22 protein-coding genes are annotated in these 25,552 nt (G+C 72.9%); 4 read left to right on the top strand and 18 right to left on the bottom strand.

What is annotated here, in order from left to right; all coding sequences use genetic code 11:
* Positions 1-204: 204 nt before the first annotated feature.
* The 7 genes from HNQ79_RS15755 to HNQ79_RS15725 form a co-directional block, all read right to left on the bottom strand.
* Positions 205-414 (bottom strand): DUF6059 family protein, encoded by a 210-nt coding sequence (locus HNQ79_RS15755; RefSeq protein WP_185031643.1) that lies wholly within the window; start codon positions 412-414, stop codon positions 205-207.
* Positions 411-2,174, bottom strand: a complete 1,764-nt coding sequence (locus tag HNQ79_RS33745; protein WP_229923628.1) for an acyltransferase domain-containing protein — start codon at positions 2,172-2,174, stop codon at positions 411-413. Before HNQ79_RS33745 ends, HNQ79_RS15755 begins: the two co-directional genes overlap by 4 nt.
* Positions 2,175-2,281: 107 nt before the next feature.
* A complete protein-coding gene (locus HNQ79_RS15745) occupies positions 2,282-2,572 on the bottom strand; it encodes an acyl carrier protein (protein ID WP_185031417.1) in 291 nt (96 codons plus the stop codon).
* A gap of 66 nt (positions 2,573-2,638) precedes the next feature.
* Positions 2,639-3,862 (bottom strand): ketosynthase chain-length factor, encoded by a 1,224-nt coding sequence (locus HNQ79_RS15740; protein ID WP_185031415.1) that lies wholly within the window; start codon positions 3,860-3,862, stop codon positions 2,639-2,641.
* A gap of 40 nt (positions 3,863-3,902) precedes the next feature.
* Positions 3,903-5,168, bottom strand: coding sequence for a beta-ketoacyl-[acyl-carrier-protein] synthase family protein (locus HNQ79_RS15735; RefSeq protein WP_185031413.1), 1,266 nt, complete (start codon positions 5,166-5,168; stop codon positions 3,903-3,905).
* Positions 5,169-5,482: 314 nt separating this feature from the next.
* Positions 5,483-7,111 carry an acyl-CoA carboxylase subunit beta gene (locus tag HNQ79_RS15730; RefSeq protein WP_185031411.1) on the bottom strand — a complete coding sequence of 543 codons (1,629 nt, stop codon included), beginning with the start codon at positions 7,109-7,111 and terminating at the stop codon, positions 5,483-5,485.
* Positions 7,112-7,189: 78 nt separating this feature from the next.
* Positions 7,190-7,981: an AfsR/SARP family transcriptional regulator gene (locus HNQ79_RS15725; protein WP_185031409.1), complete on the bottom strand. Its 792-nt coding sequence runs from the start codon at positions 7,979-7,981 to the stop codon at positions 7,190-7,192.
* Between the two features lie 226 nt (positions 7,982-8,207).
* Here HNQ79_RS15725 and HNQ79_RS15720 point away from each other — a divergent pair, with 226 nt between their 5' ends.
* The 4 genes from HNQ79_RS15720 (at position 8,208) to HNQ79_RS15705 (ending at position 12,961) form a co-directional block, all read left to right on the top strand.
* Entirely contained in the window at positions 8,208-8,606 is a 399-nt protein-coding gene (locus HNQ79_RS15720) for a hypothetical protein (protein WP_185031407.1), read from the top strand.
* Positions 8,603-10,864: a TOMM precursor leader peptide-binding protein gene (locus HNQ79_RS15715; RefSeq protein ID WP_185031405.1), complete on the top strand. Its 2,262-nt coding sequence runs from the start codon at positions 8,603-8,605 to the stop codon at positions 10,862-10,864. The genes HNQ79_RS15720 and HNQ79_RS15715 overlap by 4 nt, the downstream gene beginning before the upstream one ends.
* 101 nt (positions 10,865-10,965) lie before the next feature.
* Positions 10,966-12,207 carry a sensor histidine kinase gene (locus HNQ79_RS15710; RefSeq protein ID WP_185031403.1) on the top strand — a complete coding sequence of 414 codons (1,242 nt, stop codon included), beginning with the start codon at positions 10,966-10,968 and terminating at the stop codon, positions 12,205-12,207.
* Positions 12,208-12,355: 148 nt separating this feature from the next.
* Complete coding sequence (locus tag HNQ79_RS15705) at positions 12,356-12,961, top strand: response regulator transcription factor (RefSeq protein ID WP_373312597.1); 606 nt, start codon at positions 12,356-12,358, stop codon at positions 12,959-12,961.
* Here the strand turns inward: HNQ79_RS15705 and HNQ79_RS15700 are convergent.
* The 11 genes from HNQ79_RS15700 to HNQ79_RS15650 form a co-directional block, all read right to left on the bottom strand.
* Positions 12,854-13,795, bottom strand: coding sequence for a 4'-phosphopantetheinyl transferase family protein (locus tag HNQ79_RS15700; protein ID WP_185031399.1), 942 nt, complete (start codon positions 13,793-13,795; stop codon positions 12,854-12,856). The genes HNQ79_RS15705 and HNQ79_RS15700 overlap by 108 nt on opposite strands.
* On the bottom strand, positions 13,796-15,034 hold the full coding sequence (locus tag HNQ79_RS15695; protein ID WP_185031397.1) for an acyltransferase domain-containing protein: 1,239 nt from the start codon (positions 15,032-15,034) through the stop codon (positions 13,796-13,798).
* Between the two features lie 89 nt (positions 15,035-15,123).
* Positions 15,124-16,971, bottom strand: coding sequence for an acyl-CoA dehydrogenase family protein (locus HNQ79_RS34515; protein WP_185031394.1), 1,848 nt, complete (start codon positions 16,969-16,971; stop codon positions 15,124-15,126).
* Entirely contained in the window at positions 16,968-18,650 is a 1,683-nt protein-coding gene (locus tag HNQ79_RS15685) for a fatty acyl-AMP ligase (protein ID WP_185031391.1), read from the bottom strand. The genes HNQ79_RS34515 and HNQ79_RS15685 overlap by 4 nt, the downstream gene beginning before the upstream one ends.
* A complete protein-coding gene (locus HNQ79_RS15680) occupies positions 18,647-18,859 on the bottom strand; it encodes an acyl-CoA carboxylase subunit epsilon (RefSeq protein ID WP_185031388.1) in 213 nt (70 codons plus the stop codon). Before HNQ79_RS15680 ends, HNQ79_RS15685 begins: the two co-directional genes overlap by 4 nt.
* Positions 18,860-18,974: 115 nt before the next feature.
* Positions 18,975-19,616 carry an ABM domain-containing protein gene (locus tag HNQ79_RS15675; protein ID WP_185031385.1) on the bottom strand — a complete coding sequence of 214 codons (642 nt, stop codon included), beginning with the start codon at positions 19,614-19,616 and terminating at the stop codon, positions 18,975-18,977.
* Positions 19,613-20,620: an aromatase/cyclase gene (locus HNQ79_RS15670; RefSeq protein ID WP_185031383.1), complete on the bottom strand. Its 1,008-nt coding sequence runs from the start codon at positions 20,618-20,620 to the stop codon at positions 19,613-19,615. The genes HNQ79_RS15675 and HNQ79_RS15670 overlap by 4 nt, the downstream gene beginning before the upstream one ends.
* Positions 20,621-20,733: 113 nt before the next feature.
* Entirely contained in the window at positions 20,734-21,765 is a 1,032-nt protein-coding gene (locus HNQ79_RS15665) for a ketoacyl-ACP synthase III family protein (RefSeq protein WP_185031381.1), read from the bottom strand.
* A gap of 44 nt (positions 21,766-21,809) precedes the next feature.
* Positions 21,810-23,423, bottom strand: a complete 1,614-nt coding sequence (gene cimA, locus HNQ79_RS15660) for a citramalate synthase (RefSeq protein ID WP_185031379.1) — start codon at positions 23,421-23,423, stop codon at positions 21,810-21,812.
* Between the two features lie 68 nt (positions 23,424-23,491).
* The gene (gene rfbB, locus HNQ79_RS15655; protein ID WP_185031377.1) at positions 23,492-24,481 is read right to left on the bottom strand and encodes a dTDP-glucose 4,6-dehydratase; all 990 of its coding nucleotides are present in this window, start codon (positions 24,479-24,481) and stop codon (positions 23,492-23,494) included.
* Positions 24,478-25,542, bottom strand: coding sequence for a glucose-1-phosphate thymidylyltransferase (locus tag HNQ79_RS15650; RefSeq protein WP_185031617.1), 1,065 nt, complete (start codon positions 25,540-25,542; stop codon positions 24,478-24,480). The genes rfbB and HNQ79_RS15650 overlap by 4 nt, the downstream gene beginning before the upstream one ends.
* Positions 25,543-25,552: the final 10 nt, after the last annotated feature.

Raw genomic sequence — 25,552 nt, 5'->3', positions numbered from 1 at the left:
CACAGGGCTGAACTCAACTCGGGTGATGCGGGCCCCCGTTGATCACCGGCCACTCACAGTAGTCGGGAACCTTCCGTGGGTGAGGGGGTGTTGCCAAAGTTCCCCGCCCCAGGTCCCGCTCTGGTATGAACCCCCGTACATACGCACGAGAACCGGCCGCCCCCTCGGTGAGGCGGGGGCGGCCGGTCCGGAGGGGCACGGCGGTCAGTGCAGCTGGCGGTCCAGCGCCCGTTCCGTGGCGCTCAGCGGCACGTCCGGGCAGAGGCGTTCAGGGTGCCCAGCGGGCGGCGGGCGCAGTTCGGGCGGGGCCTGGGCCGCCGGATCGGGCGGTTCGGCGGCGAGGCCGAGCCACATCAGGCCCGCGGCGGACAGGGTGCGAAATCCCGCCCTGAGCAGCCGGCGGACGGCAGTCATGGGGCAAGCCCCACCGCCGCCGGTACACGTGCCCCGGTGGCGCTCCAGGTCCACAGCCGGGAGACGGCCTCCAGGTCGAGGTCGTGCCCCTCGGTCCAGATGCGGGCCGCCGCCGTGAGGACCGACTGCCGGTCCGCCTCCTCGGTTCCCCGGCGGGCCGGCAGCAGCGGGGTCGCGGCCGAGGCACCGAGGCGGACGGCACGGTGGCGGCGGGCGAAGGCGGTGAGGGTCTGCCGGGGGCCCGCCTCGATCAGCAGAACGTCCTCGATGGCGAGGAGTTCTTCGAGCGCCGCCTTGAAGTGGACGGTGTCGGTGATCTGGCGGGCCCAGAAACGCGGGCTGAGTGCTTCCGCGGGGCCCATGAGCGCACCCGTGTAGCCGGAGTACAGGGGAAGGCGGGGTTCACGCAGCGGGATGCTGCGGCAGTCCGCCTCCACGCGTTCGGCGGCCGGGGCCATCGCCGGGGAGTGGAACGGGCTGGACGCCGGGACCTCGACGGCCGTGAGGCCGTCCGCCCGCAGCCGGGCGGCGACCGCGGCGAGGGGTCCGGCCGGACCCGCGAGCATCACCTGCTGGGCCGAGTTGACCGCCGCCACGGCGACGTCGCCCGCGAGGTAGGGCTCCAGCCGTTCCGGGCCCGCGGCGACCGCGAGCATGCCGCCCTCGGGGATCTTCACCGCTTCGCGGACCCGTGACATCACCATGGCGACCGCATCGGACAGGGCGACGACTCCGGCCAGGGTGGCGGCCACCAGCTCACCCGCGCTGTGCCCGAGCAGCGCGGCCGGGCGCACTCCCCAGCTCAGAACGAGCCTGCCGAGGGCGTAGTCCACGGCGAACAGCAGGGGCTGGGCACGCCGTACGTCGTCGACGGGGATCTCCGGTCGGCCGTCGGTGAGCCAGTCGGAGCGGATCTTCGGGCCCTCCTCGCCCATGTGCGACAGGGCCGCGTCCACGGCGGCGGTGAAGACCGGGTCGCGGCCGTACAGGCCCCGGGCCATGCCGGTGTGCTGGGAGCCCTGGCCGGGGAAGAGCAAAGCGACGGGGCGCGGTCTGCCCGCCCGTACCGCCTTCGCCTTGTGGACTGTCCCGGCCGCGAGCGCGGACACGGCGACGGCGGCACCCCGGACCGGTCCTGGCGGAGTTCCGCAGGGGACGGCGGTGGGCAGGGCCGGGAAGGCCTCGCTGTGCAGGCCGCTCAGCAGCGGCAGGAGTTCGCCGCGCACCCGCGACTCGTCCGCCGCGTCCTTGCCCGACCACAGCAGCAGCCGGTGGCGTTCGGCCCCGGTGACCCGGTGGCCGTGGCGCAGCGGGCGGACCGGCGGGAGGTCGTCCTCGGTGCCGGTCGACAGGTCGAGCACGCCGATGACGCGGTCGGAGTCGGCGACGGCCTCGGCGGTCCGTTTGAGGGCCTGCACGGTGATGGCCTGCGGGTCGGGTTCGCCGAACCCGGCGACGACGGCGAAGTCCGTGGTGTGGTCGCGCAGTTCGCGGGCCGCCCGGCGCAGGGCCCGGGCGGGGGTCGGCTCGCACCGTACGGTGAACCCCTCGTGCTCGGGGGGCAGGGGGTCGGCGGCGGGGTGTGCGGCGCCGCCGACGTAGACGACCGTACGGACCGGCAGCTGGTCCAGGGGGCGGCCGAAGGCACGCAGTACCGCCGACACCGCGGCGGGGGTCACGGTGGGCCGGGAGTGCGAGGGTGCGGCGCCGGGGCTGACGACCAGCCTCCGCACGACCGCGCTGGACGATGTGAGCGACATGTTCCCTCCTGCGGGCGGGGGTCCTGGTGGCTGGGCCCGGTGGGTGGTGCGGGGGCGGCGGCCCCGGCCGGAGGGGGCCGGTCGGGGCCGCCGCGTCGGGGCGCGGCTCAGGCCGCGTCGGCCTGGCCCGCCTGCCCCGCGTTGACCAGGGCGAGCAGCGCGCCCGGGGTCTCCGCGTCGACCACGGCGTCGTCCGGGATCTCTATGCCGTACTCGCGCTGGATCTGGCCGATGACCTGGAGCAGCGCCAGGGAGTCGTAGCCGAGGTCCATGAAGGGCGTGTCGATGACGTCGCCGTCCAGGTCGACGCCCTCCTCCTCGCCCGCGCTCTCGCGCAGCATGCGGGTCAGGTCGGTCAGGGTCAGGGTGACGTGGGTGGTGGTGCTCGTGGTGGGCATGGTGTGACGTCCTTTCGACGGGCAGGGCGGATGGGGGTGTGGGGTCCAGGTGGCTGCGCGGGTGCTCTAGGCGTCCGGGTGCCGGCGTACGACCAGGGCGGCGTTGAAGCCGCCGTGACCGCGGGCGAGTACCAGGGCCGTGCGCAGCGGTGCTTCGCGTGCCTCGGTGACCAGGTCGATCTGCTGGTCGGGGGCGGGGCCGGTGACGTGGGCGGTGGGCGGGATCACTCCGTCGCGCAGGGCGAGCAGGGCGGTGGCCGCGTCCAGTGCGGCGCCCCCGGCGAGCAGGCGGCCGGTCATCGTCTTGGGGGCGGTGACGGGCACGGCCCGCGGGCCGAAGAGCGCGACGAGCGCGGCCGATTCGGCGCGGTCGAGTGCGGGGGTGCCCGCCGCGTCGGCGAAGACGACGTCGATGTCGCCGGGCGTGACCCCGGCGTCGGCCAGGGCGTTCTCGGCCGCGCGGCGCAGTCCGGGCGGGCGGCCCGAGCCGGGCGGCGGGTCCAGGGTGGCGGCGTAGCCCGCGATCTCGCCGTAGCGGTGCGCGGCTCCTCGGGTACGGGCCGCCTCGGCGTCCTCGATGAGGAGGATCGCACCGCCCTCGCCGGGTACGTATCCGCTCGCTTCCGCGGAGAAGGGGAGGTAGGCGCGGGCCGGGTCGTTGACGGTGCTCAGCAGGCCGGACGCGATCTGCGGGACCCAGCCCCACGGGCACAGGGGTGCGTCGACGCCGCCGGAGATGACCGCGGGGAAGCCCTTGCGGACGTACCGGCGGGCCTGGCCGAGGGAGTCGATGCCGCCGGCCTGCTCGGTGAGCAGGACGCCGCTGGGACCGCGCAGCTTGTTGCGGATGGAGATCTGGCCGGTGTTCACCGCGTAGAACCAGGCGAAGGACTGGTAGGCGCTGACGTACTCCTTGCCCTTGCTCCACAGGTTCTGCAGCTCGCGCTGGCCGAACTCGACCGCGCCGCCGGAGGCCGAGGTGACGCATCCGACGCCGTACTCGGGGAGTTCGGCCGGGTCCATGCCCGCGTCGGCAAGCGCCCAGTCGGCGGCGGTCAGCGCCAGGCGGGTCATGTGGTCGGTCTGCGGCATGAGGCGGCTGGGGATGTGCTCCTCGGCCACGTAGTCGGCGATCTCGCCGGCGACGCGCGACGGGTAGCCGGAGGCGTCGAAGCGGGTGACCGGGCCGAGCCCGGACTCCCCTGCCAGGGTGGCCTTCCAGTACGACTCGGTGCCCAGCCCGTTGGGCGCGGTGACACCCAGGCCGGTCACCACGGCGGTCCTGCTCATGCGGCGCTCCTCCTCAAGCTCTGCTCCTCTGCGGCCGGGCTCATGCCGTGCTCCTCTCCGGCCGGGCCAGCACCATGGCGCTCTGGAAGCCGCCGAAGCCGCTGCCGACGCTGAGCACCGCGTCGGGCCTGGCCTCGCGGGCCGTCAACGGGATGTAGTCCAGGTCGAGTTCGGGGTCCGGCTCGTGCAGGTTGGCGGTGGGCGGCAGCACCCCGTGCTCCATCGCCAGTGCGCAGGCCACGATCTCCAGGGAGCCGATCGCGCCGAGCGAGTGCCCGATCATCGACTTGATGGAGCTGATGGGGGTGCGGTAGGCGTGGTCGCCGAGGCTGCGCTTGAACGCGCCGGTCTCGTGCCGGTCGTTCATCTTGGTGCCGGAGCCGTGGGCATTGATGTAGCCGATCGCCTCCGGCGGCAGCCGGGACTCTCCCAGGGCCACGTCGATGGCCTCGGACATCTCGCGGCCGTCGGGCTTGAGCCCGGTCATGTGGTATGCGTTGCAGCGCGAGGCGAAGCCCGCGATCTCCGCGTAGATGTGGGCCCCGCGGCGCCGGGCGCTCTCCAGCTCCTCCAGTACGAGGATGGCCGCGCCCTCACCGAGCACGAGACCGCTGCGGGTCGCGTCGAAGGGGCGGCAGGCGCTTTCGGGGGTGTCGTTGCGCGGGGTGGTGGCATGGATGGCGTCGAAGCAGGCCGAGGTGATGGGCGAGATGGGCGCCTCGGTGGCACCGGCGATCATCACGTCCACGGTGCCCTCGCGGATGAGTTCCACGGCGTGGCCCAACGAGTCGAGGCCGGACGTGCAGCCGGTGGAGACGACGGCCGCGGGGCCTTCGGCGCCGGCCGCCATGCCGACCTCGGCAGCCATCGAGCTGGGGACGAAGTGCCGGTAGAGCTCGGGTACGGCGTAGGTGTGGTCGACGTTCCACTTGCGGCCGCCGTCGCTGACGACGACGTACTCACGTTCCAGGCTGGTGGTGCAGCCGACGGCGCTGCCGAGCGAGGTGCCGATGCGCCCCGGGTCGAGGGCGGAGGTGTCCAGTCCGCTGTCGGCCAGGGCCTCCCGGGTGGAGACCACCGCGAACTGCGCGGCCCGGTCGAGGCGGCGGATCTCTTGCGGGGACAGTCCCGCGGTCGCCGGGTCGAAGTCGCATTCGGCGGCGACCTGCGAACGGAAGGGCGAGGGGTCGTAGAACGAGATGCGGCGCGTGGCGGTGCGTCCCGACGTGAGCAGGTCCCAGTATTCCTTGACACCCACCCCGCCCGGCGCGACAACGCCCAGGCCGGTGACGGCGACTCTGCGCATGGACTACCTGCCCCTCGACGGGGCCGTGTGCGCCGACGCGCACCGGCCGGATGGAGCTGTGGGGGTCACTGTCGATCCCTTCGTCCGTGACTCGTATGGCTCTCGTATTGCTCGTGGTCCGTGTGCGGCGGCCGGGGTGGTTCAGGGTCGGGGCCTCCCCGCCCCGGCCGGCCGGTACCGGGTCCGGCGGGGCGCTCGTGGCGTCCTCCGGCGTCCGGTGCGGTCATGGAAAGGCCTGGCTCTCGACCGTGGCTCGCGCGAGCGTGGACCTGCCGCCGGGCGAGCTTTTCCCCTGTTCACAGGAGTGGTCAGCGTCAGGTCGGTACGTTTCCGTGCTTGCGGGCGGGCACTTCGCCCTTCTTCGTACGCAGCATGGCCAGCGAGCGGACGAGGGTGGCGCGGGTGTCACCGGGGTCGATGACGTCGTCGACGAGGCCCCGCTCGGCCGCGTAATAGGGGTGCATCAGTTCGGTGCGGTACTCCTTGATGCGCTGGGCCCGCAGCGACTCGGGGTCGTCGGCCGCGGCGATCTCGCGGCGGAAGACGACGTTCGCCGCGCCCTCGGCGCCCATCACGGCGATCTCGTTGGTGGGCCAGGCGAAGGAGAGGTCCGCGCCGATGGACCGGGAGTCCATGACGATGTAGGCCCCGCCGTACGCCTTGCGCAGCACGACCGAGACCCGCGGCACGGTGGCGTTGCAGTAGGCGTACAGGAGTTTGGCGCCGTGCCGGATGATGCCGCTGTGCTCCTGACCGACGCCGGGCAGGAAGCCGGGGACGTCGACCAGGGTGACGAGCGGAATGTTGAAGGAGTCGCAGGTGGAGACGAAGCGGGCGGCCTTCTCGGAGGCGTGGATGTCGAGGACGCCGGCGAGCGAGGCGGGCTGGTTGGCGACGATGCCGACCGGCTGCCCGTCGAGGCGGGCGAGCGCGCACACGATGTTCGTCGCCCAGGTCTCGTGGATCTCCAGGTACTCACCGTCGTCGACGATCTCCTCGATGACGCCCCGGATGTCGTACGAGTGGCCGGGGTCGGCCGGGACGAGGGACGTGAGCGCGTCGGTGCGCCTCTCGGCGGGGTCGTCGCAGTGCGCGGTGGGCGGCAGCTCCCGGTTGTTCGCGGGCAGCAGTGCGAGCAGGAACCGCACGTCCTCCAGGCAGCTCTCCTCGTCGTCGTGCACGAAGTGGCTGACGCCGGAGACGGTGGCGTGGACGTCGGCGCCGCCGAGGCCGTTGTGGGTGATGCGTTCGCCCGTGACGGCCTGGACCACGTCCGGCCCGGTGATGAACATCTGGGCGGTGTCACGCACCATGAAGACGAAGTCGGTGAGTGCCGGGGAGTAGGCGGCGCCGCCCGCACAGGGTCCGAGCATGACGCTGATCTGGGGGATGACGCCGGAGGCGGCGACGTTGCGGCGGAAGATGCCGCCGTATCCGGCGAGAGCGGTGACGCCCTCCTGGATGCGGGCGCCCGCGCCGTCGTTGAGGCTCACCAGCGGTGCGCCGGCGGCTTCGGCGAGATCCATCACCTTGTGCACCTTGGCGGCGTGCGCCTCGCCGAGGGCCCCGGCGAAGACCCGGAAGTCGTGTGCGTAGGCGAAGACGGTACGGCCGTGGACCAGGCCCCAGCCGATGACGACGCCGTCGCCGTGCGGTTTGCGGTCCTCCAGGCCGAAGCCGGTGGCACGGTGCCTGCGCAGCGTCTCGATCTCGGTGAAGGTGCCCTCGTCGAAGAGGAGGTGGAGGCGCTCGTAGACGGTGAGCTTGTTCTTCTCGTGCTGGCGGCGGGTGGCGGCGGGGTCGGGGCCGCGGCTCACCTCCTCCTTGATGCGGCGCAGTTCGTCGCGGGCGCGCCGCAGGTCGGCGGGGGGCGCGGCGGGGGCGGGCGCGGGGCCGGCGGGGGGCTCCGCGGCGGGTACCGTACGTTCGTCGAGGATCGTCATCGGCCGAACGTAGGGACGGTCCCTCAAGGCGCGGTGGAAGCGCCCGGGGTCCCCGGCCTCCCGGCCCAGCCCCCGGCGTCAGCCCGTCGTGACCCTCAGGTCGAGCTCCGGGTCCGCTGCCAGTACCGCCTGGTGCAGACGCTGGAGGCGGGGCGAGGGCTCCAGGCCCAGCTCGTCGACGAGCGTGCTGCGCAGCCGCTGGTACGACTCCAGTGCCCGCCACGAACTGCCCGCGCGGTGCAGGGCCGTCATCAGGTGGGCGCAGAAGTTCTCGTGCATGGGGTTCTTGGCCACCAGAACCCGCAGTTCCGGCACGATCTCGGTGTGCCGTCCCAGGTGGAGGTCGGCGTCGATACGGCGCTCCAGCGCGGCCATCCGGTCCTCCTCCAGGCCCAGGACCTCCAGTTCGAGGACGTTGCCCACCCGTACGTCGACCAGGGCGGATCCGCGCCACATCTTCAGCGCCCTGCCGAGCAGTTCGGAGGCGGCGCGATGGTCGCCGGCCTCGTGCGCGTCGCGTCCCGACGCGGTGAGGCGCGCGAACTCCTGGGCGTCGACCCTGCCCGGCTGCACCTGGAGGAGGTAGCCGCCGTGCTGGGTGATCAGCACGTCCTTGGCCTGCCGGTGCGGGTCGCCGTCGAGTGCGACAGCCAGCTTGCGCCGGAGCTGGAGGATGTACGTCTGGAGCGTGGTCGCCGCGCTGCGCGGGATCTCCTCCCCCCAGATCTCCTCCATCAGGGTGGGCACGGTCACGACCCGGTCCGCCTGGAGGGCGAGGAGCGCGAGTATCTGTCGGGGTTTGCCCGCTGTGGGAACCACGGACATCCCGTGTTCCACCGCGGCGAGCGGCCCCAGCACATTGATCTCCATGGTCGGTGTCTCCTCTGCTTCGCTCCCCGTCAACTCCTGCGCCTGCCATCGGCGTCGAGCCCAGCCCGAGCCTCCCATCGCGACGGGCGCTCTCCCAGTGAAGGGGTCATGAAGGCGGACGTGAAAATGTCATACCCGGATGGTGAAACCAACACTGGGCCTTCACAGAGAGCGCGTTGCACACTCCTCAGCGACACGATCGACCGGCTCAGGAGGGGAACTGATCATGACTGTTTCGACCACCATCACCCCCGGTACGACCTCAGCGGAACAGACCGCGCAGCAGTTGGCGCTGCTCACCGCGCGCACCGGTCTGGAACCGGAACTCGCGCAGCGGTACACCACCAGCCCGCTGTCGGTGCTCGCCGAGTTCGGCCTGGCGGCCGAGCCCGTCTACGTGGAGATGAGCGCGAGACCCCAGGGCGTGTCGTTCGAGCAGCTCGACGACTCGCCGGGGGACACGGCGCTGTTCACCAACTTCACCCACGCCTCAACTGACGCCCTCTTCACCAACTTCACCCACGCCCCCTCCACCACGTCGTTCACCAACTTCACTCACGCCCCCTCCTCCACCTCCTTCACCAACTTCACCCACGCCGTTCCGGCCGCCGCGCAGCTGTCATGACCGTCACCGGTCCGGCGCCCGCCGGCGTTCCGGTGGGGTTCAGACGCCATCTGCGAGTGGAGGCCGTCCGGGGCGAGGCGGTCTATCTGCTGTCGGAGCGCGGTACCACCGTGCTCCGCGGCGAGCGGGTGGAGGTGCTGGCTCCGCTCCTGGACGGCACCCGGTCCCTGCAGGCCGTGATCTCCGAGGCGACCGCGGCGATGCCGGCGACCGAGGCGGGACAGCTCATCGCCGCACTCGCGCGTGCCGAGCTGGTCGGATACCGGGACCCGGCGGCGGACGCGGCGGCGGAGGCGTACTGGGAACTGGCCGGGCTCGGCGGCGCCGGGGCTTCCGCGGTCGGCTCCGTACCGGTGTACGTGCGGGCGCTGGGGCGGACCGAAACGGCGGCGGTCGAGGCGGAGTGCGTGGCGGCGGGGCTTTCCCTCGCCCCGTCGGTGGAGTCGGCGTCGTTCGGTCTGGTGCTGTGCGACGACTACCTCGATCCCGCGCTGCTCGACGCGGACGCCAGGTTCCGGGCGGCCGGGCTGCCGTGGCTGCCGGCCAGGGTGGGCGGCCCCGAGGTGTGGGTGGGGCCGGTGTTCGGCGCCGGGGAGGGGCCGTGCTGGGAGTGTCTTGCGCAGCGGCTGCGCGGGCACCGCGCCTCCCAGGCACCCGTGCAGCACGCACTCGGACTGCCGGGTCCGGTGCCGTTGCCGGAAGCCACCTTGCCCGCGGTCCGCATGATGGGGTTGCACACGGCCGTGCTGGAGGCCCTGAAGTGGGCGGCCGGGATGCGGTACGAGGGGCAGCGGGCGGTGTGCCGGCTGGACACCCGTACCCTGCGCACCACGCACCATCCGGTAGTGCGGCGCCCGCAGTGCCCCGGGTGCGGCGACCCCTCGCTCGTCGCCGCCCTGGCGTCGCGTCCGGTGGTGCCGGTCTCCCGGCCCAAGTCCCGGGCGGGCGGCAGCAATCACCGTGCGCTGCCCGCCGCCGAGGTGCTCGCACGGTACCGGCACCTGGCCGACCCGGTGACCGGCGTCGTCACCGGTCTGCACCCCGCTCCGGGCACCCCGGACGGCCTCAACCGGTGGGTTTCCGGCCGCAACCTGGCCTGGCGGGGCCGTTCGGCGGAGGGGCTGCGCAGCCACAGCGGAGGCAAGGGTGTGACGGCGGAGGAGGCCGAGGCGGGTGCGCTCTGCGAGGCGGTGGAGCGTTACTGCGGTACGCGGCAGGGCGACGAGCCGGTGGTCGTGGATTCCCTCGCGGGACTCGGGGACTCCGCCATGCACCCCAACTCCGTTCAGTTGTACGCGGATTGGCAGTTCCGTGAGCGTGACGCCTGGAACGCGGCGCACCCGGCGATGCACGCGGTGCCACCCCGCTTCGACACCGGGGAGTCCAGGGAGTGGACGCCCCTGTGGTCCCTGACCGAGCAGCGGCAGCGGCTGCTGCCGACGTCCATGCTGTATTTCGGCGCGGGCGCGGACGGCGTCGAGCGCGCGCCCTGGGCGGACTCCAACGGCAACGCCGCGGGCTCCAGTCCGGAGGACGCCGTCGTGCAGGGCTTCCTGGAGCTGGTCGAACGGGACGCGGTGTCGCTGTGGTGGTACAACCGGCTGCGCCGGCCCGCGGTCGACCTGGACGCCTTCGACGAGCCCTGGCTGGCGCGGACCCGGACGGTGTACGAGCGGACCGGGCGGTCTCTCTGGGTACTGGACCTCACCTCGGACCTCGGCATTCCGGTCATGGTCGCGGTCTCCCGCGCCACGACGGGGCCGGAGCAGCGCATCTCGTTCGGCTTCGGCGCGCACTTCGACCCACGGCTGGCGCTCCGGCGCGCGGTGACCGAAATGTCCCAGCTGCTGCCGCCCGCGGTTCCTTCGGGCGGCCGACTGTCCGAGGACCGCGGCCTGCCCGGTGAACTACGCGACTGGTGGTGCACCAAGACCGTCGAGAATCAGCCATTCCTGCTCCCCGACCGGGCCGAGTCCGCGCGGCTATTCGGGAGTTACGGGTATGAACCGAACGGGGACCTCATATCCGACGTCGAGACGGCGGTGTCGGTGGCCCGCGCACACCACATGGAGCTCCTGGTCCTGGAGCAGACCAGGCCAGATGTGAATCTTCCCGTCGTCAAGGTGGTCGTGCCCGGGCTGCGCCACTTCTGGGCCCGGTTCGGCGAGGGCCGACTGTTCGACGTACCGGTACGTATGGGATGGCGCTCAGGGGCGATTTCACGCAAGGAGCTAAATCCTGTGCTTCTCTTCGTGTGAGGCCTTCGCAAGCCGTTCTGAACGGGCGCAAGTGGCCCGGTCGGGGCGGCTTACGATTAGCATGCGGGCAGCTCAGTCCCAGCGAGGAGAGGCCGCCCGCCATGCCGGATCCCAGACGTGCCGCTCCCGCACCGTTCGCCTCGAAGGCCGCTCACCGCACCGACTTGCCGGCCCCCCGGCTGGCGCGGGCCATCACGGTGACCGCACTGGGCTGCTACGCGGCGGTGACGATACTGAACGTCCTGCGCTGGGGCGAGGCGGGCGCACTGCGCCTCACCGTCTGCATCGGTCTCGTCCTGCTGGTCTTCGGCATCCAGTTCGCCACCTCCGCGCCCGCCGCCAGGGCATGGAGCACGCGCCGCCGGTACACCGTCCTCGCCACCCAACTCGTGCTCACCTACCTTCCGTTGTTCTGGTACGGCCTGTCCTGGGGAAGCATGGAGGGCCCGCTGGCGGCATCGGTGCTGCTGACGTTCCGGCCCTCGGTCGCCTGGCCGCTGTACGGCGTGGTGGTGGCGAGCATTCCGTTCTACGCCCTGATGCTGGGTCAGCCGGCCCCCCAGATCGGATACCTCCTGATCGCCGGCATGCTCTGCGGCATCGTGATCTACGGGCTCAGCCGTCTCACCGACCTGGTGTACGAGGTGCACGAGACCCGCGAGGAGATGGCACGGATGGCCGTGGGGCAGGAACGCCTGAGGTTCGCGAGGGACCTGCACGACCTCCTGGGCTACAGCCTCTCGGCCATCGCCCTCAAGGGCGAACTGATCCAGCGTCTGATCAGGAACCACCCGGACCGGGCCCGTGCGGAGACGGCGGAGCTGCTGGCCGTGACACGACAGGCGCTGGCCGACGTGCGCCTGGTGTCCAGCGGGTACCGGGACATGTCGCTGCGGGACGAGGCCGAGTCGGCGGCGGCGATCCTGGCCGCCGCCGACATCCAGGCCGACGTGGACGTCGAGTGCGGGCGGTTGCACCCGGTCGTCGACACCGTGCTGGCCACTGCCCTGCGGGAGGGCGTCACCAACATCCTCCGGCACAGCAAGGTCCGGCGGTGCAGCATTTCCGCCACCGTGGACGCCGAAACGATCCTGTTGAGCCTCGTCAACGACGGTCTGGCCGACCAGGGCGCCCCGCGTCCGCAGGCGGCGGACGACCGGCCCGCGCGCAGCGGACTGACCAATCTGCGGCTGCGCTTCGCCGAGATCGGCGGCAGCCTGACGGTGGGGCTGCGCGAGGACGGGCGCTTTCACCTGGAGGCACGTGCCCCAGTGGTGCCGTCCACCGACGGGGGCACGTCGCGCGACGGCGCTCCCCGTACGGACGACCGGATCGCGGCCTGACCCATGCGTCCGATCCGTGCCTCCGGCCACAACCGCCCGGTCCGCCCGCCCGACGCGTACGGCTCTCCGTACGCGGGGCCCGTGCGCCCGGCCTTCGTACCCGACCTGCACGCACCGACCGACAATCCGGGGGAACGAATTGCGGACCGTGACGGTCTTGATCGCCGAAGACATGCACATGATCCGCGGGGCGCTGATCGCGCTGCTCGAACTGGAGCCGGACCTCCGCATCGTGGCTTCCGTGGACCGTGGTGACACCATCGTGCAGGCGGCACTCGACACGCCGCCGGACGTCGCCGTCATCGACATCGACCTGCCGGGCATCGACGGCCTCACCGCGGCGGCGGACCTGCACCGGCAGCTGCCGTCCTGCCGCACGCTCATCCTCACCAGTCTGGGCCGCCCCGGGACGCTGCGCCGTGCCCTGTCGGCGCACGTCTCGGGCTTCCTGCTGAAGGACTCGCCGCCGCAGCAACTGGCCCAGGCGATACGGGCGGTGGCCTCCGGCCGCCGGGTGGTGGACCCGCAGCTGGCGCTCAGTGCCTGGGACTCGCCGGAGATCCCGCTCTCGCCCCGGGAACTGGAGGTGCTCAGACTGGCCGCCCGGGGCGCCGACGCGGCGGAGATCGCCGGATGCCTGTTCCTGTCACAGGGAACCGTCCGCAACTATCTGACCGCCATCGTCGCCAAGCTCGGCGCGCGCAACCGGATCGACGCCATCCGGATCGCCGAGGAGGCCGGCTGGATCCCCTGACCGCCCGGCGGAACCCGGGCCGGTCCTGGTACCCGCGAGCAGGGCGTCGAGCAGGCCTTCGTCGAGCATCGTCGCCACCGACACGTCGGCCGGGCCACCGAAACCGGAGTCGTGCACGGCCGCGCTGACCACGTACCGCTCGGCGACGCCGAACGTGCCGAAGGCCCACTCGTCCCCGGCCGCCGGGGAGCCGTCGGGGCGGATCAGCCGCGCGCCCGTCCCGGCAAGCTCGAACCCGAACTCGGTGAACCGGAACCGCAGTCCCTGCCCGAGTGCCTTGCTGTACGCCTCCTTGAGCGTCCACAGCCGGACCATCGTGTCGTTGCGCGCCGCGTCGCCGCCCTCGTCGAGCCGTCGCTTCTCGTACGGGGTGCAGGCCTGGAGTTCGGACCCGGTGCCGGCGAGCCGGCGGTCGGCCCGCTCCACGTCGACGCCGATCCGGCCGCGCCGGGTCACCCCGACGACCATCGTCTCCTCGGTGTGGCTCAGGCTCACGTCGATCTGGTCGCAGCCGCGCACGTACGGCCGCCCGCCCGGCTGGTACGACAGGTCGACCAGGTCCGGCGCGGTGCCGAGGACGGCGGCGGCGGTGTACCGCAGGAACAGCCGCGAGGCGACGAAGCGGTCCCGCATGCCGGGGCGCAGGTTCTCGTACCGCCGCCAGTCGCGGCCGAGTAGTCGCCGTACGGCCTCCTGCGTCTCCGTCTCCGGCCGCCAGCCCGGCACGGCGGCGTGCACCAGGACGCTCCCGGTGCGCTCCAGGGTCTCCCCGACCGGCTCCCAGGGCCCGGAGGGGCCCGGAAGGAACAGCGGCGGGCCGATGGCGGGGGCCACTCAGGCCCCCGCCCGTTCGGCGGCCAGCGGTCCGGCGTTCAGGGCGGCGACCACGCCCGCGAGGTCCACCGCGTCGGAGTCGGGTCGCGGGCACATCGGGATGCAGACCGGGCTGCCCATCCTGCGCAGGTAGGGGGTGAGGACGGGGCGCGGGCCGATCTCGACGACGTGGGTGGGCGCCTGCTGGTCGAGCAGGGTGCGGGCGGCGTCGGCGAACCGGATGGGCGAGGTGAGCTGCTGCGACCAGTAGGAGGCGTACAGCGGCTGGCGGGAGGGTCCGCCGTGCACGGTCGAGTAGAACGGCAGCCGGGGCGCGCTGCCGCGCACCCTGCGGGCGGCGGCCTCGAACTTCGCGACCATCGGGGACATCAGCGGGGAGTTGAAGGCATGCGTCACCGGAAGGTGGCGGCACCTGACGCCGCGTGCGGCGAGGCCCGCCTCGATCCGCCGCAGGCCGTCGAAGTCCCCCGAGAGCACCGTGGACCTCGCGGCGTTGACGGCGCCGATGCCCACCTCGGGCTCCGCGGCGAGCAGGTCCGCGACCTCCTCGGGGGACACGCAGGCGGCCGTCATGCCGCCACCGGGCGGCAAGTACTCCATGAACGCGGCCCGCAGCGAGATCAGCTTCGCCGCGTCCGGCAGGCTCAGCGCACCGGCCAGGGTGGCGGCGGCGAACTCGCCGACACCGTGGCCCAGCACCGCCACCGGCACCACGCCGCAGGATTCGAGGGTGCGGGCCAGCGCGTACTCCACGGCGAACAGGGCGGGTTGGGTGAACGCCGTCTTCTGGATCGCCGCGTCCGCGGACAGGATCAGGTCGACGACGGAGACCCCCAGGTAGGGCCGGAGCGCTGCGCACGCCTCGTCGAGGTGGCCGCGGTAGGTGGCCGAGTCCAGGTAGAGGCCGGTGGTCATGCCCGGGTACTGGCAGCCCTGACCGGTGAAGACGAACGCGGCCCGCACCGCGACGTCCCGACGGCTCACGTCCCGGGCGGCCATCCGGCGGGCCAGGTCGCCGACCGTCGACCGGGTCGCCAGCTCGTCCAGCTCGACGACCGGGCCGAACTCCTCCTCGATGTCGCCGTACAGGCTCAGGACGGCCACCGAGTCCAGGGCGCACTCCGCCAGCGGGACGGTGTCGTCGACCGGGTGGCCCAGATAGTGGGCGAGCCGCTCCAGGAGCCACTCGCGGTGAGCGGCGTGGGCCGCTTCGTGACGGCCCGGATCTTCGACGGGCATGGGGTTTCTCCTTCGGGTCGGCCGCAGGGCGGGCAGCGGGGACGAGCGGACGGCTCGCGCGCCAGGGGAGCGGAAGGGGCGGGGCCGGGTCAGGCCAGCGGCGAGGCGTAGAGGTCGTAACTGCGCCGGCCGCGCAGCCGGGCGAGGACCTCGGCGAGCACTCGCTGTTCGGCCGCCGCGCAGCGGTCGGGAAGGGCCAGGCCGAGGCGTCTGGACAGCCGGTACAGCACTGCCGTGGGCCAGGCCGTGTCGGACAGGAACGGGTCCGCCGACTCCCCCGCGCACTGCTGTTCCCGCCACACGCCCAGGCAGGCCGCGGCCGCGAGGACGAGTGTGTAGCGGTCGGCCAGGCCGAGGCTGTGCGGACTGGACAGCGCCTTGCGGTCGGGCCCGATGTCGACGAACGCCTTGCGCAGGTCGTCCAGTTCGACGGTGAGGGCCCGTACCAGGAAGCGCAGCGCACCCGCGTCCGTGCCTCGCCGGGGCAGCTGTTCCGTCTCGAACAGGTCGGCGCTGGCGACCAGGGTGGCGGCGAGCGGGTCGGCGTCGCCGAGCAGCGCGGGCTGGGAGAGGTCCAGCGGAGGCAGCCCCTCGTGCAGCCGGAACAGTCGCGCCGGGGCCTCCGGATCGGCGAACCACGCGTGCTGGGCGAAGAACGGCAGCTGCGGCAGCAGGCTGACCTGCCGTCCGGCGCTGCCGGCATGGCCGAGCGAGGTCACGGGCAGGTCCCTGAGCTGCTTCTGGAACATTCCGTAGGCCCCGTCCTCGGCGAAGGTCTCCTCGCCGAGGACGGCGGACATCTCGTCCATCGACTCGGCGGTGAGTTTGGGCGCGAGGTAGGCGGCGGCCGCCGAGTACGCGCTGACCTGTTTGGGCAGCAGGTGCAGCGCCCGGGTCGCCGCGAGCGCGAGGCAGTCGATGATCAGGAGATCAAGGAGGGCCCCGCTCAGTACGTCGCGCACGTGCTGCACGTCGAGCGAGGAGCGTCCGCCCGGCCGTCGGCGGGCCGCGAACGCCGCCACGGTGCGCAGTGCCGAGTCGCCGCCCGCGAGCACGATCGAGGGGATCAGCCCGCGGATCACCAGGGAGGAGCGCAGGGAGAGTTCGTAGCCGTCGCCCTCGGAACCGATCAGCGCGGACGCGGGCAGCGGACAGTCGTCGGCGTGCAGCCCGCCGAACTCGGCGCCCCGCATGCCCGGGGTGGCGCGGCGGTCCAGGTCGGTGAGGCGGCCGGGCGGCAGGGTGCGGCGGTCGAGCAGGAAGACGCTGTGGCTGCGCGGCGGGCCGGAGGTCCCGGTGCGGGCGAAGACGACGAGCCCGTCGGCGCGGGAGGCGTTGGCGATGCCGGTCTTGCTGCCACGCAACAGGCGTCCGCCGCCCGCGCCGCCGTTCGTACCGGCGCCCCGGCCGTCGTCCGGGTCGCCGTCCGGAGCGGGCACGGCGGTGAACTCGTCCCGTACGAAGTCGTTGCCGTGGGCGACGCCGTGCCGTGCCACGGCGACGCGGGAGCCGCCGAGCAGCAGCCCGGCGACGAGTTCGCGCTGGTCCCGGTCGCCCGCCGTCCACACGGGGGTGGCGGCGAAGAAGCAGTTGAGCCCGTAGCCGAAGCCGAGTGAGGCGTCGCGGCGGAACACCGGCCGCAGCAGACGGCCGAGTTCGTCCATCCGGCGCAGCCGCCCGCCGAGTGCGGCCGGCACGAACTCCGCGTTCAGTCCGTACGCGTCGAGTACGGCCTCGGCGGCGGGCGGCACCGCGCCCGCCGCGTCGGCGGCGACGAACGCGGCGCCGCCGAGGGGGTTGGCGGGGTCGTCGAGGGGGCCGAAGGCCTGCTCCAGCATGTCGACGCGCTCCTGCGCGCCGCCGCGCCCGGAGGCCCCGGACACGGTCACGCCGTGTGCGGTCGCGCCTGCTTCGGCCGCGCCGTGCCCGGTGCTCACGTGCGGGCTCCCGCCGGGAGGAGCCGTGCCACGTCGGCGTCCAACTGCCGGTGCAGCGGTCTGAATTCGCCGTTGAGGAACATTCGGCGCATCGCGGCCCGTTCCACCTTTCCGCTGGTTGTCCGGCGCACGGTGCCGGAGGGGACGAACAGGAGAGCGCCCAGGCGCACGTCGTGTTCCTCGGCCACGCGCGCCCGGACCGCGGTGGCGAGCGCGTCGAGGTCCACGTCGTACTGACTGCGGGCGCGCACCTCCTGGACGAGCACCACGTGCTCGCACCCGCCCGTCACGGCGAAGACGGAGGCCGCCCCGAGCAGCCCGCCGGCCTGCGCGGCGGTGCGTTCCACGTCGTGGGGGTGGACGTTGCGGCCCGCGACGACCATCACTTCCTTGAGGCGGCCGGTGATGCGGAGCCGGCCGGCCGTGTCGAGGACGCCGAGGTCGCCCGTGCGCAGGAAGCCGGTGCCGGTGGTGTCGCCGTCGGCGGTCCTGGCGCCGAAGGTGTCGGCACTCTCCCGGGTGCGCCGCCAGTAGCCGGCGGCCACCCCCGGGCCGCGCACCCATATCTCGCCGCTCTCGCCCGGGGCGCACTCGGCCCGGGTGTCCGGGTCGACTATCCGGACCTCGGCGTCGGCGGGTTCCCCGCAGTGCGTGTACCGGTCGCCCTCGTGGGCCGGGCGGGCGGCGGACACCAAGAGGGTCGCCTCGGCCAGGCCGTACGCCGGGACGAGGGCACCGGGACGCAGTCCGGCGCGGGCGAAGCGGTCGGCGAAGGCCGCCGCGGTGGCCGGACTGACGGGTTCGCCCCCGTTGACGGCGGTGCGCCAGGCGGTGAGGTCGAGGCCGGCGAGCTGGAGGTCGTTGATCCTGCGCAGGCACAGCTCGTATCCGAAGTCCGGGCCGCCGCTGACCGTGAGGCCGTGGCGGGAGACGGCGTCGAGCCAGCGCAGCGGAGCCTTGACGAACATCTGCGGGGTGAGCAGCACCGTCGTCGTGCCGAGCCACAGCGGGTGCAGCAGCTGGCCCACCAGGCCCATGTCGTGGTGCAGCGGCAGCCAGCCGCCGAAGCGGGAGGCGGGCCCGGTGTCCAGGGCGCGGCGGATGGCCTCCTGGTTGGCGACCAGGTTGCGCTGGGTGACCATCACCCCGCGCGGTTCCCGGGTGGAGCCCGAGGTGTACTGGAGGTAGGCGACCTCGTCCGGTCCGACGGGCCGGGGCGGGGTGTGCGGGGCGTCCGCCGGGCCCGGGGCGGTGTCCGCGAGCAGACACGTGACCTGGGTGAAGCCGGTGCGGGCCAGCAGCTGGGAGGCTTCGGCGGCGTGCGCGCCCGCGGTGAGCACGCAGCTCGCGGCGGCGTCCTTGACGATGCCCGCGAGGCGTGCGTCGTGGTGTGCGCGGCCGCCCGTCGGCGGAACAGGGACGGCCACCCGGCCCGCGTACAGGCAGGCCAGGAACGACGCGGTGAACAGTCTGCGGGAGGACTGCAGGATGATCACACGGTCGCCGGGGGCGGTGTGCGCGACGATCCGTCCCGCCAGCAGGCTCACCAGGGCGTGCAGCCGGCCGTAACTGACGGTCTCGACCTGGTCCCCCTCGGAGAGCAGTACGAGCGCCTCCCGTTGCGGTGCCTCGGCGGCCCCGGCCCCGAACGTGTCGATGAAGGTGCGGAATGTGCTCACCGCGAACCCCTCCCGTCCCAGAGGCCCCGGTACAGCGGGCCCCGTCCGTCGGCGCCCCTGATGCTCCAGTGCGCGGGCTCGGCCTCCGGTGGCTGTGCGGGAGCTCTCCCCCGGTCTCGCAGGAGCGTGAGCAGGACGGTGGAGACGGCCGCGAGTTCCGCCGCGTCCGGATTGCCGCGAAGCACGATGATCTCTGTCTCTTCTGCCATGGACGAAGGGTGGGGGCCTGCGCTTGAGAAGCCCTGGGCCACTGCTGGTCCGCCGCTCAGTCCTCCGTTGCACCGGCCCTCCACCCGCCCGCCACCGGCTCACCCCGCCGTCGGCTCAGCCCTCCGCCGCACGCGTCCCCCGCTCGTAGGCGAGGTGGCGGCTGCGTTCGACGACGACCTCGGCCGACTGCGAGAGCTCGTCGAGCGCCGACTGCCACTGCCCGGCGGCCAGCGCACGGTCGCAGTGGTCGCCGTCGCTCCACCACAGCACTCCGGTGTACGTCAGGGGCCGCACGGTCGAGCGGAGCAGGTCGCTGCCGCCGAAGCCGGCCGTCGCCCGGCACGCCTCGCCCAGCGCGGCGTAGCGCTCCTCGAAGCCCGCGGGATTCCCGTACGCCTGCGCGGAGAGAAGCACGATCGTGCTCTCGCCGACGGCGGCGGTCTCCGAGAGGACGCGGGAGACGCTCAGTGCCTGGTCCGCCTCGGTGCGCACCATCGGGGCGAGCCGCTGGACGTGGGCGACGAAGGTGTCGTCGTGCACGGTGTCGAGCAGACCGCTCAGCCGCTTCCAGTGCCCCAGGTTGACGTACACCCGCGGCCGGTCGACCAGGCGCATCGTCACCAGGAAGTCGAACCCGGGACGGTGCCGCAGGAACTGGGAGTGGGCGCGGAAGGCCGCCTCGAAGGTGCCTATGTCCCCCCGCACTTCGAACCGGTTGACGACGGTGACGGGGCGGGCCGGGTCGCGCTCGCTCACCGGCGGGCCTCCGCGAACTCCTTGGCGTGGCGCAGGGTGGTGGAGCTGTTGGTGCCGAGCGCCTTGCGGACCAGTGCGCGCGCCTCGGCCAGGGTGGCGTCGGGTCCCAGAGCCCGCCGTACCCCTTCGGGGTCGAGGGTCACCGTGTGCCACGAGGTGACGCGCACAGTGCCGTCGTCGAGGGGTTCGAGGGTCCAGCGCCCGGTGTGGGTGGTCATGGCGACCGGGACCTTCAGCTGCTTGTAGACGATGGTGTGCGTGTCCTGCGCGCAGACCCGCACGGAGGTGGTGCGGTGCGTGGAGCCGTCCGGGCTGCGGGTGTCCATGTCCATGTGCTGGATGCCCGGCTCGTCCTCGGTGAGATCCAGGCGGGCCACGTGCGGCAGGCGCTCGGGCCACAGGTCGGCACGGTTCAGGAAGCCGTAGACGTCGCCCGCGGCTCCGGCGACGGTGACCGAATCGCTGAAGGAGAAGTGGAGTTCGGCGCGGGTGCCGCCTGCTTCGGCGTGGCTCTTGAGGGCGGCGAGTTCGGCGCGGCTGTTGGTGTCGACGGCGCGCTCGATGAGTTCCTCGGCGTGCGGGTCGTCGTCCACCGCGCGGTAGTCGTGCAGGAGGACCACGCGGGTCGCGCCGTCGTCGGTCTGTTCGATGCGCCACTCGCCGCCCATGGTGGCCACCGGGGCGGCGGAGTGCACCTGCCGGAAGGTGACGGTACGGGCCACCGGGTCGAGCGTGCGCCGCGAAGTCCAGGTGCGTACCTGTTCGTTGGCGACGGCCCAGATCCGCAGCAGCTGTTCGCCGCCGCCGGGCGGAGCTTCCTGGAGGACCTCGACGTGGACCGTGGGTCCGAAGACGTGCGGCCAGGCGGTCACGTCGGCGACGAGCCCGTACACGGTCTGCGGGTCGGCCGCGACGGTGACGGTGTGCTCGGTGATGCGGTTCGCGGTCGCGGACGTGGGCGCTGTCGCGGACGTAGTCGTAGTCGTAGTCGTAGCGGTGGCCACGGCGTACCTTCCCTTCGGTGCGGCCGTGTGACGGGCCGGTTCAGAGTGGCAGAGGTGTGCTCGACGCGAACTCGAGCGGCGGTGGAACCTTCGGTCGGGGCCGCCCGGCGGGGCTACGGGGCCCAGTCTGCCCGTGCGGTGATCTCCACCACCGCGCAGCCCCAGCTGTATCCGGCGCCGACACTGATCAGCACCACCCGTTCGCCCGGGGCGACCCGGCCGGAGGTCACCAGGTGGTCCAGGCCGGCGAACTGGTCGCCCGCGCCGAGGTGTCCGACCGTGCGGCTGAAGTCCCACGTGGTGCGCTCGGGATCGATGCCGAAGGGCCGGTGGTAGATCGAGGTGAGACGCCTGAGGCCGAAGTGCGGAAGGACGATCCAGCGGGCGTCGCCGAGCTCCGTCTCCGCGTCGGCGAGGGCCTGCTTGATGGCGGTCTGCTGGCCGGCGTGGGCGCGGGTGATGGCGTACGACATGCCGACCCGGCCGACGAAGGCACGTTTCGCCTGTTCGAAGTCGACCGGCATCCGGTGCTTGAGCGGCGCGGTCGTGAAGGGTTCGTCGCCCCGGTGCAACGGCTCCAGTTCGGGGTCCGCGTGCAGGGCGACGGAGAGGAGCCGGGCGAAGCCGCCGCGCCGGGACAGCACGAGCGCGGTGGCGCCGTCGGCGTAGGGCGTGCCGGGGTCGGTGCGCCAGCGGTCGATGCCCGGTGCGCAGAACCGGTCGGCGGTGGTCAGCAGGGCGTCGCCGGTACCGTGCCCGGCGTTGAGGTAGGCGGTGGCGAGGTCGAGGGCGGCGAGGCCGCCGTTGGACATCTGCCGGATCTCCAGCGCCGGGCAGCTGTTGCCGAGGGCTTCGCGCTGGATGTACGAGGCCACCGGCCACAGGTCCTGCCCCTGGTGGTAGGTGTCGGCGTGCAGGAGGAGATCGACGTCCCCCGGCCCCGAGCGGGCGCGGTCCAGTGCGGTGCGGGCCGCGGTGGCCGCCATCTCGGCCGCCGACTCCCCGGCGGAGTACGCGACGGACACCGTTTTGGTCTGGGCGGCGACGGCGGGCGGACAGTCCCCGGCGGCGACGGCGTCGGCCACGGTCATCGTCCCGGGGAGGCGTACTCCCGTCCCCCGTACGAAGATGTTCTCCACCCGCACGGCAACTCCTCTCTTCTGGCGGTGGGTCGAGCGTCCTGAACAGTTCAGTCGGCGAGTGCGGCCGCGCGCGGCGCGCCGGCCCGGACGTCGTCGAGCAGTACGTAGTGCACGGCGTCCAGCAGGGCCCGCCAGCTCGCGGTGACCGTGTTCCGGTCGACGCCGACGGTGCCCCAGCGCCGTTCGCCGTCGCGGAAGCCGATCAGGACCCGGGCGCGGGCGTCGCTGCCGGTCTCGCCGGTCAGCACCCGTACCCGGTAGTCGACCAGTTCGAGCCGGGCGAGCTGCGGGAAGAACGGGTCGAGGGCCTCGTGCAGGGCGCGGTCGAGGGCGTTGACCGGCCCGTTGCCGTGGCCGGTGGCGCGAAGGGCGACGTCGTCGATCCGCAGCCGTACCGTCGCCTCGGTGTCCTGGGTGCGGGTGGCGGCCCGTCCGCCCGCGACGGACACCTGCCAGGACTCCACGTCGAAGGGGGGCCGGCAGAGGCCGGGCGCCAGCTCCTCGCGCAGCAGCAGCTCGAAGGAGGCGTCGGCGGACTCGAAGCTGTACCCCTCGCCCTCCAGCTCCTTGACCCGGGCGGCCGCCCTGGCGACTTCTCCGGAGCCCGCCGCGACGTCGTACCCGAGTTCGCGGGCCTTGAGCTCCACGGAGGAGCGGCCGCCCATGTCGGAGACCAGCGTGCGCATGGCGTTGCCGACCCGGTCGGGGTCGATGTGCTGGTAGAGGCCGGGATCCACGCGCAGGGCGGAGGCGTGCAGCCCGGCCTTGTGGGTGAAGGCGGAGCCGCCGACGTAGGGGGCGGCGGGGCGGGCGGGAACGCCGGTGATCTCGGTGATGGCGCGACCGGTGTCCGCGAGCCGGGCGAGCTGTCCGGGGGTCAGGACGGGGTGGCCCTGCTTGAGGGCGAGGTTGCCGATGAGCGTGAACAGGTCGGCGTTGCCGCAGCGTTCGCCGTATCCGTGGGCCGTGCCCTGGACGTGGCGGGCGCCGGCGCCGACCGCGGCCATGGTGTTGGCGACGGCGCAGCCGGTGTCGTCGTGGCAGTGGATGCCGAGGTCGGCGCCGGTCGCGGCGAGGGTGTCGGCCACCGTCGCCGCGACCTCGTCGGGCAGGGACCCGCCGTTGGTGTCGCACAGCACCACCGCCTCGGCGCCCGCCTCGGCGGCGGCACCGACGACTTCGAGTGCGTACTCGGGGTTGAGGCGGTAGCCGTCGAAGTAGTGCTCGGCATCGAGGAAGACCCGCCGTCCCGCGTGGACCAGGTGCCGGACCGTACTGGCGATCATCGCGAGGTTCTCGGCGAGGGTGGTGCGCAGGGCCCGCTGCACGTGCCCGACATGGCTCTTGCCGACCAGGGTGATCACCGGGGCGCCGGACAGCAGCAGGGCGCGCACCTGCGGGTCGGCGACCACGGCGACGTCGGGCCGCCGGGTGGCACCGAAGGCCACCAACCGGGCGTTCTGCAGCACCAGTTCGTCCGGTGCGCGGCGGAAGAACTCGGTGTCCCGGGGCACGGCTCCCGGCCAGCCGCCCTCGATGAAGCCCACGCCGAGGGCGTCCAGGTGGCGGGCGACGGCGAGTTTCTCGTCGACGGTGAGGCCCATGCCCTCCTGCTGGCTGCCGTCGCGCAGGGTCGTGTCGTAGAGCTGGAGTGTGCTCATCGGACGGATGCCCCTCACCGGCCGGCCCGTGCCCGATGGCTGGGCCGGGCACATCGACTCGTGCGTGCTCATCGGGCTTCCTCCCTCGTGCCCGCCGCCGCCGGTGCCCGCCACCAGTGCGGGTGCTCCCGGTACCAGGCGACGGTGTCGGCGAGTCCCTGCGCGAACGGGACCCGGGGGGCGAACCCCAGCTCGTCGCGGATCTTGCGGTCGTCGAGCGAGTAGCGCCGGTCGTGCGCCTTGCGGTCGGGGACGGCCCGGACCAGGGCGGGGTCGGCGCCGCACAGGTCCAGCAGCAGATCGGTGATCTCCCGGTTGGTGTGTTCGTTGCCGCTGCCGACGTGGTAGATCTCGCCCGCCCTGCCGTGGGTGAGGACGCGCTGCACGGCCCCACAGTGGTCGTCGACGTGCAGCCATTCACGGCTGTTGCGCCCGTCGCCGTACAGGCCGACCGGCAGTCCTTCCAGAAGGCGGGTGACGAAGCGCGGGATGAGCTTCTCGACGTGCTGGTGGGGGCCGTAGTTGTTCGAGCAGCGGGTCAGGGACAGGTCGAGGCCGTGGCTGCGCCAGTACGAGCGGGCGATCAGGTCGGCGGCGGCCTTGGACGCGGCGTAGGGCGAGTTGGGCAGCAGCGGCTGCCCTTCCTGCCAGGAGCCGTGCGCGATGGACCCGTAGACCTCGTCCGTGGAGATGTGTACGACGCGCTGGACGCCGGCCGCGACGCAGGCGTCGAGGAGGGTCTGGGTGCCGAGAACGTTCGTACGGACGAAGTCCGAGGCGTCGACCAGGGAGCGGTCGACGTGCGACTCGGCGGCGAAGTGCACGACCACGTCGTGCCCGGGCAGCAGGGCGGCGAGCAGGTCACGATGGCACACGTCGCCGTGCACGAAGGCGAGCCGGGGGTGGGCGGGGGGCAGGTTGGCGCGGTTGCCCGCGTAGGTGAGCTTGTCGAGGACGGTGACCTCGGCATGTTCGAAGCCGGGGTAGCGGCCGTCGAGGAGGTTTCGGACGTACGCGGAGCCGATGAAACCGGCGCCGCCGGTGACGAAGACCTTCACGCGGCCACCTCGACACTGGCGTGGTCGCCCACCAGCAGCCGGTGCCAGCCGGGTGCGACGGCCGAGGTGACCGTCGCCTGCCGGCCGATGACCGACCCGCGGACCGTGCCGACACCGGTCACGGAGGCGGCCTCCAGGACGATGGTGTGCTCCATCTCCGAGGAGCGCAGCCTGCAGCGCGGCCCGATCGTCGTGCAGGGGCCGATGCTGCAGTCCTCCACCACCGACCCGGCGCCCACGATGACCGGCCCCACGACACGCGAGCGCACGATGCGGGCGCCGGCTTCCACGACGACGGCGCCGATGAGCTCGCTGTCGGCGTCGACCTCGCCGTGCACGGCTCCTTGCAGCCCCTTGAGGAGTTCGCTGTTGCACTCCAGTACGTCCTCGACCCGGCCGGTGTCGCGCCAGAAGCCCTCGTACGTGCGGGCCCGGACGTCCGCTCCGTGCTCGACGAGCCACTGGAGGGCGTCGGTGATCTCCAGTTCGCCGCGGGCGCTGGGGGTGATGGCGTCGACGGCGGCGTGCACGGCGGCGGTGAAGAAGTACACGCCGATCACGGCCAGGTTCCCGGCCGGCTCGCGCGGCTTCTCCACCAGCCGCAGCACCCTGCCCTCCGCGTCCACCTCGGCTACCCCGAACTCGCTGGGGTCCACCACCTTGTGGACGACGATCTGGGCGGCGGGGCGGTGGGTGCGGAAGTCCTCGGCGATGTCGCGGACGCCGTCGGTGAGCATGTTGTCGCCGAGGTACATCACGAAGTCGTCGTCGCCGAGGAAGTCGCGGGCCAGCATGACGCAGTGGGCGAGACCGCGCGGCTGGGCCTGCGGGATGTAGCTGAGCCGCACCCCGAACTGGGCGCCGTCACCCAGGGCCTCCTCGATCTCCCCGCTGCGCGGGGCGACGATGACGCCGATGTCGGTGACGCCCAGGTCGCGCAGGGACTCGATGACGTGCACCAGGACCGGCCGGTTGGCGATCGGGATGAGCTGCTTGGGCATCGAATGGCTGAAGGGCCGGAGCCTGCTTCCCAGCCCCCCGGCCAGTATCAGACCCTTCATGCCTTTCATG

This window comes from Streptomyces candidus (assembly GCF_014207445.1).
GTDB lineage: Bacteria > Actinomycetota > Actinomycetes > Streptomycetales > Streptomycetaceae > Streptomyces > Streptomyces candidus.
This window is presented reverse-complemented; position numbering and strand designations above follow the sequence as displayed.